This window comes from Mesorhizobium sp. Pch-S (assembly GCF_004136315.1).
Classification (GTDB): Bacteria; Pseudomonadota; Alphaproteobacteria; order Rhizobiales; family Rhizobiaceae; genus Mesorhizobium.
In genome coordinates, this window is the sequence record NZ_CP029562.1 from 6,528,577 (window position 1) to 6,545,643 (window position 17,067).

Below are 17,067 nucleotides of genomic sequence, written 5' to 3' on the forward strand. Positions count from 1 at the left end.
ACTGGATTAGCGCGAATAATATTCGACGACCAGGTTCGGCTCCATCTGGACAGCGAACGGAACGTCCGCCAGGCCCGGAACGCGGGCGAAGGTCGCGACCATCTTGTTGTGATCGGCTTCGATGTAGTCCGGCACGTCACGCTCGGCGAGGCCGACGGACTCCAGAACGATAACGAGCTGCTTCGACTTCTCGCGCACTTCGATGACGTCGCCCGGCTTGCAGCGGTACGAACCAATGTTGGTGCGCTTGCCGTTCACGTTGATGTGGCCGTGGTTCACGAACTGGCGTGCAGCGAAGATGGTCGGCACGAACTTGGCGCGATAGACGACGGCGTCCAGGCGCGACTCGAGCAGGCCGATCAGGTTCTCGGAGGTGTCGCCCTTGCGGCGGTTGGCCTCTTCATAGGTCTTGCGGAACTGCTTTTCCGAAACGTCACCATAGTGACCCTTCAGCTTCTGCTTGGCGCGCAGCTGCAGGCCGAAGTCGGAAAGCTTGCCCTTGCGGCGCTGGCCGTGCTGGCCGGGGCCGTATTCGCGCTTGTTGACCGGGGACTTCGGGCGACCCCAGATGTTTTCACCAAGACGGCGATCGATCTTGTACTTAGCGGATTCGCGTTTGCTCATCGCATTCCCTTTCAAAACAACACACCCGAACCACCGCGGTTCGGGTGAAGGAAACGCGCCCTCCTCTGGCCTCCGTTTTCGAGACCTGACAGGATTTTCCGCGCAAGCGACTGGAAAACCCACGGGACACGTCAGTTTGCGGGACCGGGAAAGTGCATGCTGTTTTCTGCCCCGGTCTCGCGGCCACAGAAAACCGAACACCGGGCGCGTGGCCCGGTGCTTGGACGGCTACCTAGTGGAAGAGCCTCGCCTTGTCAACGGCGGGGCTCAAACGAGGCATTCGCGCAATCTTGAGCGCCGCAGCGCGGAGTGCATCATAGCACTGCATGGCCGATGCACGGCTACTTCTTCTGAAGACGTTCGCCAATGCCGGACGCATAGTTCATGACATGGAAGGTGTAGTTCTCCTCCACCGTGCCCTGGAACAAATGCGCCCACGGCCCGATCGCATAGATGCCGAGGTCCTCGCCACCATGCGTCTCGCTGGAAAGCGGCACCAGCGAATGCTGCACGAAATCCGGCTTCGTCGTTTCCTCGGAAGTCAGCATGGGACGTTCGGAGGGTTTCTCCGAGCCGCCCGGTCCATTGGCAAAGCCTATGGTGGTGTAGGTCTTGCCGTCCTTGCCATAGATCGGCTCGTCATCGACACCGACTGAAATGCCGAGGATGGGATTGCCGCGCTTGGCATAACCGGCGATCGTCAGCGTGTGGCTGTGATCGCCGGTGACGACGATCAGCGTCTCGTCGAGATCGACCTTGCGCAGGATCGCCTTGACCGCCTGGTTCATAGCCACTGCGTCCGAAAGGGTGCGATAGGCATTGGACTCATGGCTGGCGTGATCGATGCGTCCGCCTTCAACCAGCAGCACATAACCCTCCGTATTGCGGGAGAGCATGTCGATCGACTTCTCCGCCATCTCCGCCAGCGACGGTTCGCCCGCTTTGTCGCCCGGGCGGTCATGTTCGTACTGCATATGCGACGGCTCGAAGAGGCCAAGCAGATGATCGGTCTTGGCCGGATCGATCGCCTTGAACTGCTCGGCGTTCCAGACAAAGGCGCCCTTGTCGCCATAGCGGCTGAGCCAGGCCTGTGTCAGGTCCTTGCCATCCTTGCGCTTGCCTTTCTTGTCGGCATATTCCGGATCGGCAGCCGTTGCCGGCAGGAAGCGATCACGCCCGCCGCCCATCGCCACTTCGAGACCGTTGCCGTAGCGCATGTCGACCAGTTGCTGTGCGATGTCGGCACAGCCGGCGGAAACCGCCTCGGCCGGCATGTCGGCATCCGATTCCCAATCGCGGTTGGCGATATGGGAGTAGGTCGCGCCCGGCGTGGCATGCGTAAGCCTCGCCGTGGTGATCGCTCCCGTCGACATGCCGAGCGTTTCGGCCATTTCCCACAAGGTGGTCACCGCCTTGGTCTTCTGGTCCTCGCAGGAATCGAGCCTGGCTGTGTGGTTGAGCCCCATCAGGTCGTTGATGGTCTTCACGCCCGTCGTCATGGCAACCGCGCTCGGCGCGGAATCGGTGATCTGGGCATCGGCGGAATAAGTCTTGGAAGCGGCCAGGTAAGGAAACGCCTCCCAGGCAAGGACATTGGATTCGCCATCGACCCCGCGTTGCTGCCCCTCGAAGATGCGGGCTGCGGTAACCGTGGAGAAGCCCATGCCGTCACCCACGACCAGGATGACGTTCTTGGCGCGGTTGGTGTTCTTCTGGCGCTTCAGGATCTGGTTGAGCGCGCCGTCGGCCTGCTTGTAATAAGGGTCGTCGCCCTGCACCAGCCTGGCATCCTCGGCGCGAACGCCCGTCACCGTAGCGATACCGGCCAGCACAAAGAGGGCTGGGCGGGCAAAATCCTTCCAGTAGCGTTTCATTCCTTCCTCCGCAGAATGACCCCACCGCGAGACAATGATTAGCCCGCTAATGAAATCTGGCAATGGTCAGGAGGAGAAGAGAGCCATTTTCCCCAGCGTAAAGCAGGCATGTGTTGTCGATGCACGCTGTAGGGGAAGGTCCGCCCGGCTCAAGCGGCGGCGTCGAAAGCCACCCGTGCGGAACGCAGATTGTCACGGTTGCCGGCAGCCCAGGCGCCGAGCGCCGCAATAGGCACCGCAAGCGACTGGCCAAGCCCGGTCAGCGCATACTCTACTTCCGGTGGCGTGGTCGGTCGCACGGTGCGGCTGACAAGACCGTCACGCTCCAGCGAACGCAACGTGACGGTCAGCATGCGCTGGGAGATGCCTTCGATCGCACGCTTCAGTGCATTGAAGCGCATCGATGCCGGCTGCAGGTTGAGTATGACGAGAATGCTCCAGGTGTCGCCGACACGATCGAGCACCTCGCGGATCGGGCAATTGCCATCGGCATCGGTGGCAAACCCGGGCGTGGTGTGCAGCAGCGGCACGCCCACTTCATTTGTCCTGGCGTTCATGCAGTTCCCTTCGCGTAACCTGGGCACGAAATCATGCGTTCTTTTCGTCGCCTCATGTCACAGCTATCTAGTTACCCGTGATAACCTGATTACCAGAAATATCCATCTTTCCTACTCAGGGAAAGGGATAAGACAAGGAGACCATCCATGAAGATCGCCCTTATCGGCGCCTCCGGCTTCGTCGGCGGCGCGCTGCTCAAGGAAGCCGTTCAGCGCGGGCACAGCGTCACGGCCATTGTCCGCAACCCCGAGAAGGTCGCCGCAGCCTCTGGCGTCACCGCCGTCAAGGGTGACGTGAACGACGTCAAGCAGCTCGCAGCATTGCTTGCCGGCCAGGATGTCGTCATCTCCGCCTTCAACGGCGGCTGGGGCGATCCCGACATCTACAACAAGCACCTGGCCGGTTCGCGCGCCATAGCGGCCGCAGCCAAGCAGGCCGGCGTCCGCCTGATCGTCGTCGGCGGCGCCGGCAGCCTGCTTGCGCCCGACGGCAGCCAGATCGTCGATTCGCCGGACTTTCCGGCCGCCTACAAGGATGGTGCCCGCGCTGCCCGCGATGCGCTTGCAGAATTGCGCAACGACAGCGACCTGGAGTGGTCGTTCGTGTCGCCGGCTGCCCACATCGCCCCGGGCGAGCGCACTGGCAAGTTCCGTCTCGGCGGTGACGAGCCAGTGCTGGATGCCAAGGGCGAAAGCCATGTCTCGGTCGAGGATCTCGCCTACGCAATCCTCGACGAGGCCGAAAAGCCGAAGCACACCGGCAAGCGCTTCACGCTCGGCTATTGATCGGGAACAGCCTGCCGGGCAAGATCAATCTTCGGATTTCCTGTCCGGCAGGCCGTCGAGCTTGGTCTCGGCCAGCTCCTCGAGTTCCTTCTCCGTCATCGACTGATACATCTGTTTCGATGCACCGAAGAGTTCGCTCTTCTTGACCTCACCGCGTTTGGCGGCAAGGGCTGCACCCGCGGCGCGTTGCTGGGCCTTGGAGGTGGCCGGCATGATCGCATCTCCCTGTCCGATTGAACGGGAAACGCCTCGTCCGGCCATGCGTTCCGCCGAATTTCAGGACGCGGTCAGCCCGAAGCCCTGCATCAGGCGCCGCGTCGCGAAATTGGCCTTGCCCGAGGTGAAGACGGCGAAATCGGTGCCGTTGCCGGAAAGCTCGACGACCTCCCTCGGCTGCCCATCCCCAAGCAGCGACTGTGCCCGGCGCGCGATCGCTTCGGCCGGATCGATCCAGTCGACGGGCCAGGGTGCGGTCTTGCGCATGCGGTTGACCAGAAAGGGATAATGCGTGCAGGCCAGCACGACGATGTCGGTGAAGCGGCCGTCCTGCTCGATGAAACAGGGGGCAATCTCGGCGCGCACCGCCTCTTCGTCGACGAATCCGTCACGCATGTAGATCTCGGCAAGGCCAGCCAGCGCGGTCGAACCGACCAGCCGGACGTGACATTTCTGCGCCCATTTGCCGATAAGATCACGCGTGTATTGCCGCTTCACGGTACCGGGGGTGGCCAGCACCGAGACGAGACCGGAACGCGTGCGCTCGGCCGCCGGCTTGATCGCGGGGACAGTACCGACGAAAAGATGGGCGGGAAAAGCCTCACGCAGCGCGTCGATGACCAATGTGGAGGCAGTATTGCAGGCAATGACCGAAACCGCAGGCTGGTAGCGTTCCAGCAATTGCCCGAACAGCGCCAGAAGATGCGCATTCAATGCCGGCTCTTCCCAATTGCCATAGGGAAAAGCGGCATCGTCAGCGATGTAGATGAAGCGACGATCGGGCATCAGCACACGCGCTTCGCGCAGCACGGTGAGCCCGCCGACACCGGAATCGAAGATCAGGATCGGCTGCTGCCCGGTCATTTCATGCCCTCAGTCGTTGTCCAGCCCCTTGCCGCCGACGGGCGGCAGCGTGTCGGCGTCGTCGCCGTCCTCAGAGGGATGCGCCGCGCGATCTGCCTTGGCCTTGCGTTCAGGATAGCCGGCGCCGCGCGGTTCCTTTGGCGAGAAATAGTCGAGCGACGCAACGACACCACGCAGCACCTTCAGCTCCGGCTCGGCAAAGCCGGCGCGGGTCAACACGGCGCGCAGATTGTCGACCATCTTGGGCTTCTTTGCGGCGGGCCGGAAATAACCGCGCGCCTCGAGCGCAGCTTCCAGATGCCCGAACAGGCCGTGCAGCTGTTCCTTGGTGGCCGGCAGCATTTCGGGGCTGGAGAAGTTGGTATCGGTCTCGTTCTCGAGACCGGACTTCATCCATTCATAAGACATCAACAGCACCGCCTGGGCGATGTTGAGCGACGAAAAGGCAGGGTCGACCGGGAAGGTGACGATCTCGTCGGCAAGGCCGACCTCGTCATTGTAGAGCCCGAAACGCTCGCGGCCGAACAGGATGCCGGTCTTCAAGCCATCACGCGTACGGGCACGCAACGCCCTGCCCGCTTCCACCGGCCCGCGTACCGGCTTGAAGCCGTCACGCTCGCGCGCCGTGGTGGCGAAGATGAAGTTGAGGTCGGCGACAGCCGAAGGCAGGTCGTCGTAGAGCTTGACCGCGTCGATGACATGATCGGCCCTGCTGGCAGCGGCACGGGCCTTCTCGTTCGGCCAGCCGTCACGCGGATTGACCAGCCTCAGCTCGCTCAGGCCGAAATTCGCCATGGCGCGCGCGACCATGCCGATGTTCTCGCCCAGCTGCGGTTCGACAAGGATAATGGCGGGGCCACCGGCCTGTTCAGGGGAATTCGTCATGACAAAACGCTCATTTGCGGCACTGTCGCGTCCCCTGCCACATCCGGCCGCGAAAATGAAGCTTTGCCTGCTCCCTCGGACCGCCGGCGTTTCAGCGATGCTGCAGGGCCAGGCGCACGCCGAGCGCACAGTAAATGGCGCCGACGACCTTGCCCTGCCATTTCAGGATCATCGGATTGCGGCGCAGCAGGTTGCCAAGCGCGCCCGCGCCAAATGCGAACACCAGCGTGCTTACCAGTCCCAACACGACAAAAATGACGCCGAGGCTGAGCAACTGGAAAGGAACCGGCCCATTCTCCGGCCGCACGAACTGCGGAAGGAACGCCAGGAAAAACAGCGCCGTCTTGGGGTTCAGGACTTCGGCCAGGATTGCCTGACGAAAAGCCTTTCCGGCGCTGATCGGCAGCGTGTTCGTGGCCAGCTCCGTCGGCGCCTTGGCCAGGATCGCGCGGATGCCGAGGTAAACGAGATAGCCGGCGCCGAGATATTTGACGATCGAGAACAGCATGGCCGATGCGGCAATGATGGCCGAGATGCCGACAATGGCCAGCACAGTGTGGATCATGTCGCCGGCGGCGATGCCGGCCCCGGTAGCGACGCCCACCTTCGTTCCCGAGCTGGTCGAACGCGCAACGGTGAGCAGTGTCGCCGGCCCCGGAATGAAGACGAAGCCGAACACGATCGCGACATAAGAAATCAGTGTGGCCAGATCAATCATGCGTGAGCTCCCTGTCGACGACTGCCAACAGCATCACCGTTTCGACCGAAAAGCAACGTTGTGCCAGCAGTCGGGCCTGTTCGTCGGCAGGCATTTGACCGTCACCGATGATCAATCTCGTATTCTGAGCGTTTGCACCCCCAATCGTGCTTTGATATAGGGGCCGCATCTCCTGGCCAAGCCGTGCGCGAGGCCCTTCCCGACCAGCAGCGAGGCTTCTTTCCATGGCGAAGATCAAGGTGGCTAACCCCGTCGTCGAACTCGACGGCGACGAGATGACCCGCATCATCTGGCAGTTCATCAAGGACAAGCTGATCCACCCTTATCTCGACATCAACCTCGACTATTACGACCTCGGCATCGAGCATCGCGATGCCACCAATGACCAGGTCACCATCGACGCCGCCAACGCCATCAACAAGTACGGCGTCGGCGTGAAATGCGCGACCATCACGCCCGACGAAGCCCGCGTCGAGGAATTCAAGCTCAAGAAGATGTGGAAGAGCCCGAACGGCACCATCCGCAACATCCTGGGCGGCGTCATCTTCCGCGAGCCGATCATCATGAAGAACGTGCCGCGTCTGGTGCCGGGCTGGACCAAGCCGATCATCGTCGGCCGTCATGCTTTCGGCGACCAGTACAAGGCGACCGATTTCAAGTTCCCCGGCAAGGGCAAGCTCTCGATCAAGTTCGTCGGCGACGACGGCCAGGTGATCGAGCACGACGTGTTCGACGCACCGGGCGCCGGCGTGGCAATGGCCATGTACAACCTCGACGAATCGATCCGCGAATTCGCGCGCGCCTCGCTGAACTACGGCCTGCTGCGTGGTTATCCGGTCTATCTCTCGACCAAGAACACCATCCTCAAGGCCTATGACGGCCGCTTCAAGGACATCTTCCAGGAAGTCTACGAGAAGGAATTCGAGGCCGCCTTCAAGGAAAAGAAGATCTGGTACGAACACCGCCTGATCGACGACATGGTCGCCTCGTCGCTGAAGTGGTCGGGCGGTTACGTCTGGGCCTGCAAGAACTATGACGGCGACGTGCAGTCCGACACCGTCGCGCAGGGCTTCGGCTCGCTCGGCCTGATGACCTCGGTGCTGATGACGCCGGACGGCAAGACGGTGGAAGCGGAAGCCGCGCACGGCACCGTCACCCGCCACTACCGCCAGCACCAGAAGGGCGAGGAGACGTCGACCAACTCGATCGCCTCGATCTTCGCCTGGACCCGCGGTCTGGCACACCGTGCCAAGCTGGACGACAATGCGGAACTGAAGCGCTTCGCCGAGACGCTGGAGAGGGTCTGCATCCAGACCGTCGAGAGCGGCTACATGACCAAGGACCTGTCGCTGCTGATCGGTCCCGACCAGCCCTGGCTGTCGACCACCGGTTTCCTCGACAAGATCGACGAGAACCTTCAGAAGGCGATGGCCTGATCCTGGCGGTTATAGAATTGGAAAAGCCCCGGAGCGATCCGGGGCTTTTTTTGTTGGCAGCGTGTTCAGGAGAAAGCCCGGAACGCGGCTTCTCAAACCAGCGGCAGATTGATGTCAGTCAACAGCTCGGCCGGCGATACGTCACGCGGATTGTTGAGATATTCCTCGAACATCACCGTGTCGCGTAGCTTGCGGCCGGACAGCGGCAGCCACTCGGCATAAAGCCAGGTATAGGCCTTGTGCATCTCGGCATAGGGGCCCTTGTGGCGCAGAACGGCATAGTCGCCGCCTTCGAGTGTGCGCCGTTCCAGCGGCGGCTGCACCGCCGCGTCCATCTCGACGCAGGCATAGGAACGCAGCTTGTCGACCGCGACGACATCGGGATCGTCGAGATAGACGCCGATCATGCGTTGCGCCGGATGCCCCTGGCCACGGGCATAAAGCGTTCCGAACAGCTGCTCGAACGCCTTGCCGATGCCCATGTAGGAGCCTTGATGGGAAACGCCGACCACTTCGGTTGGCTCGAGTGTGCGGATGGAAACATCAAACATCAGGGAAGCCTTTCTCTGCTTGCTTTCAAAGAGTGTGTGGCTTCCCTCTTTCCGGTAGCGCGCGGGCGGCATGCCGTAGACTGCCTTGAAGATGCGGTTGAACGACTGGACATTGGGATAGCCAGACCGTTTTGCAATTTCGCCGATGCCGAGATCCGTCCCGACGATGTCACCGGCGGCGCGATGCAACCGCAATCGCTTGACGGTTGCCGCGGCGGTTTCACCGTAGATGGCGCGATAGATCCGATGCCAGTGATAGGGTGACAGGCAGGCGATTTCAGCCAGGCCGTCCATATCCAGTTCCTCGTCGAGGTGTTCGTGGATGTGGTTCGAGACCCGTCTCAGACGGGTTTCGTAGACTGCCCATGCCGTTTCGCCATTCATGTCAGGCCTCATGCAAATCGATCGGCTGGAAACAACCATAGCCGCTTTTGACAAATCCTGCTGACTTGCAAAGCGCAGGAAGCAGCCGCCGCCGCGTGCTATGCAGCCAGACAGGAGACCCTGATCATGAACCACAGACCAACGCTCTACGGGGCGGATTACAGCGTCTATGTGCGCATCGCCCGGCTGGCCCTAGCGGAGAAGCACGTCGAATACGATCTCGTACCAGTCGATATCTTCGCGGCAGGCGGACCGCCCGATTGGTATCGCGCCTTGCATCCTTTCGCGAAGATCCCGGCGTTCGAGCATGACGGGCTGACGCTGTTCGAAACGACGGCGATTGCCCGCTATGTCGACGAGGCTTTCGATGGCCCTGCCCTGCAGCCTCTGCTGCCCCGCGAACGCGCGGTGATGAACCAGATCGTCGGTCTGCTCGATGCCTATGCCTATCGCACGCTGGTGTGGGACATCTATGTCGAGACCGTCTCCAAACCGCGTGAGGGCAGGACACAGGACGAAGCCGTCGTGTCGGCCGCACTGCCCCATGCCGAAACCTGCCTCACCGCCCTCGCCGCGCTGAAATCTCCAGGCCCATGGCTGCTCGGCGCACAACTGACCCTGGCTGACCTGCATGCAGCGCCGATCTTTGCCTATTTCATGCAGGCCGGCATCGCAGCGCCGATGCTTGCCGGGCATCCCGCCCTGCTGGACTGGTGGCAGGCGATCCAGACGCGAGAAAGCTTCACGGCCTCAAAGCCAACCAGCTAGCCCGACATTCGAAAGATTTTTTCCGTAAGCTTCCAAAACCGAGGCGTGGTTTCTTGCCCTCGGCTGTCAAGCGCCCCAAATAAAGGCAGCGGCTGTTCTTGCCGCGAGCGTCCTTGAGCATCTGCATGCCTTTGCCTGATGTGGACGCCTTTCAATCGCTGTCCTTTCAAGACATTTCAGGAAAGAGACCCATGAGCCCGACAATCCGTTTCAACGACGGCAAGGCCATCCCGCAACTCGGCTTCGGTGTCTGGCAGGTGCCGAACGAAGGCGCCAATGCCGCCGTGACTGCCGCGATCGAGGCCGGTTACCGTTCGATCGACACCGCCGCCATCTATGGCAACGAAGAAGGCGTCGGCGACGCGCTCGCAGCCTCCGAAGTCGACGATATCTTCCTCACCACCAAGCTGTGGAATTCCGCACAAGGTTACGATTCGGCACTGAAAGCCTTCGACGCCAGCCTCAAGAAGCTGCGCCGCGACACGATCGACCTCTATCTCATCCACTGGCCGGTGCCGTCCCGTGATCGTTATGTCGACAGCTGGAAAGCGCTGATCAAGCTGCGCGAGGAAGGCCGTGTCGCTTCGATCGGTGTCTCCAACTTCCAGATCGCCCATCTCGAGCGTCTCAAGGCAGAGACCGGCGTGGTTCCGGCGATCAACCAGGTGGAACTGCACCCGCGTTTCCAGCAGCAGGAGTTGCGCGCCTACCACGCCAGCGAAGGCATTGTGACCGAGGCCTGGAGCCCGCTCGGCCAGGGCACGCTGCTGCATGATCCGGCGCTCGTCGCGCTGGCGAAGAAGTACGGCAAGACAGCCGCCCAGGTGATCCTGCGCTGGCATCTCGATATCGGCAACGTCGTCATTCCGAAGTCGGTGACGCCATCGCGCATCGTCGAGAATTTCCAGGTCTTCGATTTCAGGCTGACATCGGAAGACATCGCCGCGATCAAAAAGCTCGATGATGCAAAGGGTAAGATCGGGCCGGATCCGGATACGTTTGCGATGGGCTAACCAGAAATCAGGCGCGTTCGTCCAGAACGCGCCTGACCGCCATCGCGATTTTCATGGCTGCCTTCAAACCGGCGCAGCTTCGTCCAGATTTCGTACCGGTTCAGCGCATAGTCTCCTGCGAAATTCGGGGGAATCATGCGCAAGAGGACCATTGCCCTGCTCGGGGTCATCGTTGCCGCTGGCGGCATATGGGCAATGAACAGCAGCCTGCTCGCCGGCACCGCGGAGCGACGGCCCATGCTGATCGCGCACCGCGGGCTCGGCCAGACCTTTTCTCCGGTTGGCATCGGCAACGACACCTGCACCGCCGAACGCATCTATCCGCCCGAACATCCCCATCTCGAAAATACCATCGAGGGGTTTCGAGCGGCGTTCGCGGCAGGCGCCGATATCGTCGAGCTCGACGTCCATCCGACCACCGATGGTGACTTCGCGGTGTTCCATGACTGGACGGTGGACTGCCGCACCGACGGCAAGGGCGTGACGCGCGAAAAGAGCCTCAAGGACCTGAAAGGGCTCGACATAGGCTACGGCTACACCGCCGATGGCGGCAAGACCTTCCCGTTCCGGGGCAAGGGCGTCGGCCAGATGCCGAGCCTCGGCGAGGTGCTCGCGACATTTCCGGACAAGCGCTTCCTGATCAACATCAAGAGCGACGACATAGCCGAAGGCCGGCTGCTGGCAAGGATGATCGGCGCGCTGCCGCCGGAGCGGCAGAAGCGCATCATGGTCTATGGCGGCGGCAAGGCGATCGACGCCTACCTGACCGCCTTGCCTGATGCCGTTGTGCTCGGGACCGACCGTGTTGTCCCCTGTCTCATGCGTTATGCAGCGCTCGGCTGGAGCGGTTACGTTCCTGAGGATTGCCGCAAGACACTGTTCATGCTGCCGGCCAACTACGCCTCCTTCGCCTGGGGCTTTCCCAACCGTCTCAGCCAGCGGCTGGACGCCAACGGCTCGACGCTGGTGATCCTCGGCGACAATGACGGGTCGAGACATTCGGCCGGCGTCGATGACACCGCGACATTTCGGAAGCTGCCCGCCCGTTTCGACGGCGCAATCTGGACCAACCGCGTCGACCGCATCGGAGCTGCGGTAGCAGCCTCGAAATAGGTGATGCCGGAATCGCTTCCGGCACCGATCATCTCTCAAATGCGGATCGAAGGCAGCTCACGGTTTAGGCGGCCAGCGCCGCCTTGACCGCGGCAATGGCGTCATCGGCCTTGGAGGCGTCCGGACCGCCGGCCTGCGCCATATCAGGCCGACCGCCACCGCCCTGTCCGCCGAGGGCTGCGGACGCCACACGCACCAGGTCGACGGCGCTGAAGCGACCGACAAGATCCTCGGTGACCGCAACGACGACACTCGCCTTGCCTTCAGCCTCGCCGACCAGCACGACAACGCCAGAGCCCAGCGCCTTCTTGCCCTCGTCGGCGAGCGGCTTCAGGTCCTTCGGCGACACACCGCTGACCGACTTGCCGAGGAAGCCGACCCCTGCCACGGTCTCGGTGGCATTTTCGGTCGCGCCGGCGGAACCACCGCCCATGGCGAGCTTCTTGCGCGCATCGGTCAGGTCACGCTCAAGCTTCTTGCGTTCATCGAGCAGGGTTTCCACCCGTGCGAGCACATCGGACGGGGAAATCTTCAGCGTCGCCGCGACTGCCTTAAGGCGACGGTCCTGCTCGTCGAGATGGCGACGTGCCGCCTCGCCGGTCAGCGCCTCGATGCGGCGAACACCGGCCGCCACAGGGCTGTCGGAAATGATGCGCACCAGGCCTATATCGCCAGTGGCCTTCACATGCGTGCCGCCGCAAAGCTCGATCGAATACGGCCGGTTGGCCTTCTCGCCATGCAGTGCCGTACCCATCGAGACGACACGGACCTCGTCGCCGTACTTTTCACCGAACAGTGCCATCGCGCCTTCCGCGCGTGCATCATCGACCGACATCAGCCGGGTCGTGACCGGGCTGTTCTGTACGACGATCTCGTTGGCCATGCGCTCGACCTCCTCCAGCTCTTCCGGGGAGATCGGCTTGTTGTGCGAAATGTCGAAACGCAACCGCTCCGGCGCAACCAGCGAACCCTTCTGGGCGACATGGGTGCCCAGCACTTCGCGCAGCGCCTCGTGGATGAGGTGCGTGGCGGAGTGATTGGAGCGCAGGCGCGTCCGGCGCGCATGATCAACCTCGAGTTCGACGGCAGCGCCTGTCTTCAGCGAACCCTTGGTCACCTTGCCTTGATGCACGAAGAGCCCATCGGCCTTCTTCAGCGTATCAGTGACTTCGATGCGGAAGCCTTCGCCGGAAATCGTTCCGGTATCGCCCATCTGGCCACCGGACTCACCGTAAAAGGGCGTCTGGTTGACGATGATCGCCACGCTGTCGCCTTCCCTGGCGTCGTCGACGACCTTGCCGTCACGCAGGATTGCTGTGACGATGCCTTCGGCCTTTTCGGTCTCATAGCCGAGGAATTCGGTCGCGCCGGTCTTGTCGCGTACGGAGAACCATACGGTCTCGGTGGCAGCTTCGCCGGAACCGGCCCAGCTCGCACGCGCTTCCGCCTTCTGCCGTTCCATCGCGTCGGTGAAACCGGCGAGGTCAACGGAGATGCTGCGCTGGCGCAGCGCGTCCTGCGTCAGATCCAATGGGAAACCGTAGGTGTCGTAGAGCTTGAAAGCAGTCTCGCCGTCCAGCATGTCGCCGGCGCCGAGTCTGTCGGTGGCGTCGGCGAGCAGGCCGAGGCCGCGCACCAGCGTCTTGCGGAAGCGTGTTTCTTCCAGCTTCAGCGTTTCGGTGAGCAGCGCCTCGCTACGCACGAGCTCGGGATAGGCCTGTCCCATCTCACGCACCAGCGCCGGTACCAGCTTCCACATCAGCGGTTCATTGGCGCCGAGCAGCTGCGCATGGCGCATGGCGCGGCGCATGATGCGGCGCAGCACATAGCCGCGCCCCTCATTGGAAGGCAGAACGCCATCGGCGACCAGGAAGGACGACGAACGCAGATGGTCGGCGATCACGCGATAGGAAGCGACATTCTCGGTGTTCGGCCCCTGCCCGAGCGCGGACGATGCCGCATCGATCAGGTGACGGAACAGATCGGTTTCGAAAACGCTTTCCACCCCCTGCAGGATGGAGGCCATGCGCTCCAGGCCCATGCCGGTATCAATCGACGGGCGCGGCAGGTCGATGCGCTCTTCCTTGGTGACCTGCTCATATTGCATGAAGACCAGGTTCCAGAACTCGAGGAAGCGGTCGCCATCCTCTTCCGGGCTGCCGGGAGGGCCGCCCCAGATGTGCTCGCCGCGATCGATGAAAATCTCCGAACACGGGCCGCACGGGCCGGTATCGCCCATCGCCCAGAAATTGTCCGAGGTCGCGATGCGGATGATGCGGTCATCCGAGAAGCCAGCGATCTTCTTCCAGTAGCCGGCAGCCTCGTCGTCGGTGTGATAGACGGTGACGAGCAGCTTGTCCTTCTTGAGCCCGAAACCCTTGGTGATCAGGTTCCAGGCCAGTTCGATCGCACGTTCCTTGAAATAATCACCGAACGAGAAGTTGCCGAGCATCTCGAAGAAGGTGAGATGGCGGGCGGTGTAGCCGACATTGTCGAGATCGTTGTGCTTGCCGCCGGCACGCACGCTCTTCTGCGCGGTCGCGGCGCGCGAATAAGGCCGCTTCTCCAGGCCGGTGAAGACGTTCTTGAACTGCACCATACCGGCATTGGTGAACATCAACGTTGGGTCGTTGCGCGGCACCAGCGGGCTGGAGGCGACGATCTCGTGGCCTTCCTTGCGGAAATAGTCGAGAAAGGTCGACCGGATATCGTTCACGCCACTCATCGAAACTGCCTTTATGGTGAAGCCACCGGCCAGGCCGATGGAAATGGACTAGGCCTTTTAGCGGCAGCCTTCCAGCCTGTCCAGAAACAGGAAAGGCCCGCTTGGCGCAGACCATAAGCCGCCACCCAAAATGCAAACCGCCGGCGCTAGGCCGGCGGTTCAAGCACCATCGTCAGGACAAATTACCTTTCAAGGCAACCTCTGTCCTTATCCTTCTGCAGCGTCGTCGAGATCGTTGTCGCTGTCGCCGCCATTGTCGAGGAACTTCTCCGCGATCAGCCCGGCATTCTGCCGCAGCGCCTGCTCGACCTCGCGGGCAAGGTCAGGATTGTCGCGCAGGAACTGCTTGGCGTTTTCACGGCCCTGGCCAAGACGCTGCGAATTGTAGGAGAACCAGGCACCCGACTTCTCGACGATGCCGGCCTTGACGCCGAGATCGATCAATTCGCCGGTCTTGGACACGCCCTCGCCATACATGATGTCGAATTCGATGACCTTGAAGGGCGGAGCCAGCTTGTTCTTGACGACCTTGACGCGGGTCTGGTTGCCGACGACCTCGTCCCGGTCCTTGATCGAGCCGATGCGGCGGATGTCGAGGCGCACCGAGGCGTAGAACTTCAGCGCATTGCCGCCGGTGGTCGTCTCGGGCGAACCGAACATGACGCCGATCTTCATGCGGATCTGGTTGATGAAGATGACCATGGTGTTGGAGCGCGAGATCGAAGCGGTGAGCTTGCGCAGCGCCTGGCTCATCAGGCGGGCCTGCAGGCCGGGCAGCGCATCGCCCATCTCGCCCTCGATTTCGGCGCGCGGGGTGAGTGCGGCGACCGAATCGACCACCAGAACATCAATGGCGCCGGAACGAACCAGCGTGTCGCAGATCTCCAGTGCCTGCTCACCGGTATCCGGCTGCGAGATCAGCAGGTTTTCGAGATCGACGCCCAGCTTGCGGGCATAGACCGGGTCGAGCGCATGTTCGGCGTCAACGAAGGCGCAGATGCCGCCCTTCTTCTGCGCTTCCGCCACCGTGTGCAGCGCCAGCGTGGTCTTGCCCGAGCTTTCCGGCCCGTAGATTTCAACGATACGGCCACGCGGCAGGCCGCCAACGCCGAGCGCGATGTCGAGGCCCAGCGAGCCTGTCGGCACCGTTTCGATCTCGACTGCCTGTTCATTGGCACCGAGCCGCATGATCGAGCCCTTGCCGAATGCCCGTTCGATCTGCGACAGCGCAGCGTCGAGCGCTTTTGTTTTGTCCACCGAATTGTCCTCTACAAGCCTCAAGCTATTCTGAGCCATGATACATCACCCCTTGGTCGTCAATGAAGGCCGGACAGTCCGGGATCCCTTGTTATTATGTACCCTTTTTGTTCCGTTTTGGCAAGGCACCCCAAAACTTTGAAAAATATACTCAATTCCAATTTGTTCTTTTTTTGTTTTGCAGATAGCTTCCTTGAAGTGCTCTCGCGAACGTCCATCACATCGGCGCCACACGGCCGGTGCCGATTCGGCGTCACGACAGCCGGCAACGGCGCTGGCGCGCACATCGCGGTGCCTGCATGAGCTCCACACCCAGACTTTTCGCAGCGGGTGGCGCGCATATCGACCGACGCGGCCAGGTCAGCGGTCCTTATGTACCGGCGGCTTCCAACCCCGGTACGATGCGCGAGGATGTCGGCGGCGGTGTTTTCAATGCACTGCGCACGGTCGTGCGACGGGGTGTCTCCGCCTCGCTGATGTCGGTGCGCGGTGGCGACACCGCAGGCGAGACGGTTGCCCGGACGATTACCCAGGCTGCCATCAAGGATCTTTCGGTCACCTTCCTCGATCGGGCCACGCCGAGCTACACCGCGATCCTCGACAGCGAAGGCGAGCTGGTGGTCGGCTTTGCCGACATGGGGCTCTACGACCTCGCCTTCCCGAAGCAGATGCGGCGCGCCAACATTCGCGGTGCGGTCGAGGCATCGGATGCGGTGCTCTGCGACGCGAATCTGCCAACCGCAGCGCTCGAACGCCTGATGGCACTGGCCGCGGACCAGCCGGTCTTCGTCATCGCCATTTCACCGGCCAAGGTGGTGCGCCTCGCCTCGCTGTTCGAACGACCGACACTGGTGTTCATGAACCGGCGTGAGGCTGCGGCTCTGACCGGCCTTTCACGCGAAGCGACGGAGAGAGAGCTGGTGACGGGTCTGCGTGGCATTGGCATGCGCGGCGGCGTGGTCACGGCAGGAGATCGCCCTGCCCTCGGCTTCGACATGCACGGCGCCTTCGCGGTTTCGCCACCGCCGCCCAAAGCGGTGATCGACGTGACCGGCGCCGGCGATGCGCTGGCGGGGGCCACCACCGCGGCGCTGCTGCGCGGGTTGCCGCTGCGCGTCGCCTTGCGCGAAGGTGTGGCGGCAGCGGGGCTCGCCATCGAAAGCCCCCTCGCAGTACCCGACTTCAACCAGGCATCCTTTGCCGCAGCCCTGGCCCTTGTGCCGGAAGCGCGCGAAGTGGCATGAGGGCGGCAATCCCATTCTTGAACGGCTGTTCGCGAACCGCGTGACGCCAACC

General features: G+C 62.3%; 17 protein-coding genes. 6 read left to right on the forward strand and 11 right to left on the reverse strand.

Annotated elements, in window-relative coordinates; genetic code table 11:
- Positions 1-6 precede the first annotated feature (6 nt).
- From rpsD to C1M53_RS30995, 3 genes are all read right to left on the reverse strand, one after another.
- Positions 7-624 carry a 30S ribosomal protein S4 gene (rpsD, locus tag C1M53_RS30985; RefSeq protein ID WP_054314024.1) on the reverse strand — a complete coding sequence of 206 codons (618 nt, stop codon included), beginning with the start codon at positions 622-624 and terminating at the stop codon, positions 7-9.
- 341 nt (positions 625-965) lie between these two features.
- Entirely contained in the window at positions 966-2,498 is a 1,533-nt protein-coding gene (locus tag C1M53_RS30990) for an alkaline phosphatase (protein ID WP_129415851.1), read from the reverse strand.
- Positions 2,499-2,647: 149 nt separating this feature from the next.
- The gene (locus tag C1M53_RS30995) at positions 2,648-3,055 is read right to left on the reverse strand and encodes a helix-turn-helix domain-containing protein (RefSeq protein WP_129415852.1); all 408 of its coding nucleotides are present in this window, start codon (positions 3,053-3,055) and stop codon (positions 2,648-2,650) included.
- A 147-nt stretch (positions 3,056-3,202) separates the two neighbouring features.
- Here C1M53_RS30995 and C1M53_RS31000 point away from each other — a divergent pair, with 147 nt between their 5' ends.
- Positions 3,203-3,841, forward strand: coding sequence for an NAD(P)-dependent oxidoreductase (locus C1M53_RS31000; RefSeq protein WP_129415853.1), 639 nt, complete (start codon positions 3,203-3,205; stop codon positions 3,839-3,841).
- Between the two features lie 24 nt (positions 3,842-3,865).
- On the opposite strand, the gene C1M53_RS31005 is transcribed toward C1M53_RS31000, so the two are convergent.
- From C1M53_RS31005 to C1M53_RS32425, 5 genes are all read right to left on the reverse strand, one after another.
- Positions 3,866-4,054 carry a DUF3008 family protein gene (locus tag C1M53_RS31005; protein ID WP_129415854.1) on the reverse strand — a complete coding sequence of 63 codons (189 nt, stop codon included), beginning with the start codon at positions 4,052-4,054 and terminating at the stop codon, positions 3,866-3,868.
- A gap of 63 nt (positions 4,055-4,117) precedes the next feature.
- Positions 4,118-4,921, reverse strand: a complete 804-nt coding sequence (murI, locus tag C1M53_RS31010; RefSeq protein ID WP_129415855.1) for a glutamate racemase — start codon at positions 4,919-4,921, stop codon at positions 4,118-4,120.
- Between the two features lie 9 nt (positions 4,922-4,930).
- Positions 4,931-5,806 carry an RNA methyltransferase gene (locus C1M53_RS31015; RefSeq protein ID WP_129415856.1) on the reverse strand — a complete coding sequence of 292 codons (876 nt, stop codon included), beginning with the start codon at positions 5,804-5,806 and terminating at the stop codon, positions 4,931-4,933.
- Positions 5,807-5,897: 91 nt separating this feature from the next.
- Entirely contained in the window at positions 5,898-6,524 is a 627-nt protein-coding gene (locus tag C1M53_RS31020; protein ID WP_129415857.1) for a LysE family translocator, read from the reverse strand.
- The gene (locus C1M53_RS32425) at positions 6,517-6,639 is read right to left on the reverse strand and encodes a hypothetical protein (RefSeq protein WP_281040912.1); all 123 of its coding nucleotides are present in this window, start codon (positions 6,637-6,639) and stop codon (positions 6,517-6,519) included. The genes C1M53_RS31020 and C1M53_RS32425 overlap by 8 nt, the downstream gene beginning before the upstream one ends.
- Before the next feature lie 109 nt (positions 6,640-6,748).
- On the opposite strand from C1M53_RS32425, the gene C1M53_RS31025 reads away from it, so the two are divergent.
- Positions 6,749-7,960 carry an NADP-dependent isocitrate dehydrogenase gene (locus C1M53_RS31025; protein ID WP_129415858.1) on the forward strand — a complete coding sequence of 404 codons (1,212 nt, stop codon included), beginning with the start codon at positions 6,749-6,751 and terminating at the stop codon, positions 7,958-7,960.
- A 92-nt stretch (positions 7,961-8,052) separates the two neighbouring features.
- On the opposite strand, the gene C1M53_RS31030 is transcribed toward C1M53_RS31025, so the two are convergent.
- Positions 8,053-8,895, reverse strand: coding sequence for an AraC family transcriptional regulator (locus C1M53_RS31030; RefSeq protein WP_129415859.1), 843 nt, complete (start codon positions 8,893-8,895; stop codon positions 8,053-8,055).
- 126 nt (positions 8,896-9,021) lie between these two features.
- On the opposite strand from C1M53_RS31030, the gene C1M53_RS31035 reads away from it, so the two are divergent.
- The 3 genes from C1M53_RS31035 (at position 9,022) to C1M53_RS31045 (ending at position 11,789) form a co-directional block, all read left to right on the forward strand.
- Positions 9,022-9,663 carry a glutathione S-transferase family protein gene (locus C1M53_RS31035; protein WP_129415860.1) on the forward strand — a complete coding sequence of 214 codons (642 nt, stop codon included), beginning with the start codon at positions 9,022-9,024 and terminating at the stop codon, positions 9,661-9,663.
- A 191-nt stretch (positions 9,664-9,854) separates the two neighbouring features.
- On the forward strand, positions 9,855-10,676 hold the full coding sequence (locus C1M53_RS31040; protein ID WP_129415861.1) for an aldo/keto reductase: 822 nt from the start codon (positions 9,855-9,857) through the stop codon (positions 10,674-10,676).
- Positions 10,677-10,811: 135 nt separating this feature from the next.
- On the forward strand, positions 10,812-11,789 hold the full coding sequence (locus C1M53_RS31045) for a glycerophosphodiester phosphodiesterase family protein (RefSeq protein WP_129415862.1): 978 nt from the start codon (positions 10,812-10,814) through the stop codon (positions 11,787-11,789).
- Positions 11,790-11,853: 64 nt separating this feature from the next.
- On the opposite strand, the gene alaS is transcribed toward C1M53_RS31045, so the two are convergent.
- Both alaS and recA read right to left on the reverse strand, forming a co-directional pair.
- Positions 11,854-14,514 carry an alanine--tRNA ligase gene (gene alaS, locus C1M53_RS31050; protein ID WP_129415863.1) on the reverse strand — a complete coding sequence of 887 codons (2,661 nt, stop codon included), beginning with the start codon at positions 14,512-14,514 and terminating at the stop codon, positions 11,854-11,856.
- A 207-nt stretch (positions 14,515-14,721) separates the two neighbouring features.
- The gene (recA, locus tag C1M53_RS31055) at positions 14,722-15,810 is read right to left on the reverse strand and encodes a recombinase RecA (protein ID WP_054314012.1); all 1,089 of its coding nucleotides are present in this window, start codon (positions 15,808-15,810) and stop codon (positions 14,722-14,724) included.
- Between the two features lie 260 nt (positions 15,811-16,070).
- On the opposite strand from recA, the gene C1M53_RS31060 reads away from it, so the two are divergent.
- The gene (locus tag C1M53_RS31060) at positions 16,071-17,015 is read left to right on the forward strand and encodes a carbohydrate kinase family protein (protein ID WP_129415864.1); all 945 of its coding nucleotides are present in this window, start codon (positions 16,071-16,073) and stop codon (positions 17,013-17,015) included.
- Positions 17,016-17,067 lie beyond the last annotated feature (52 nt).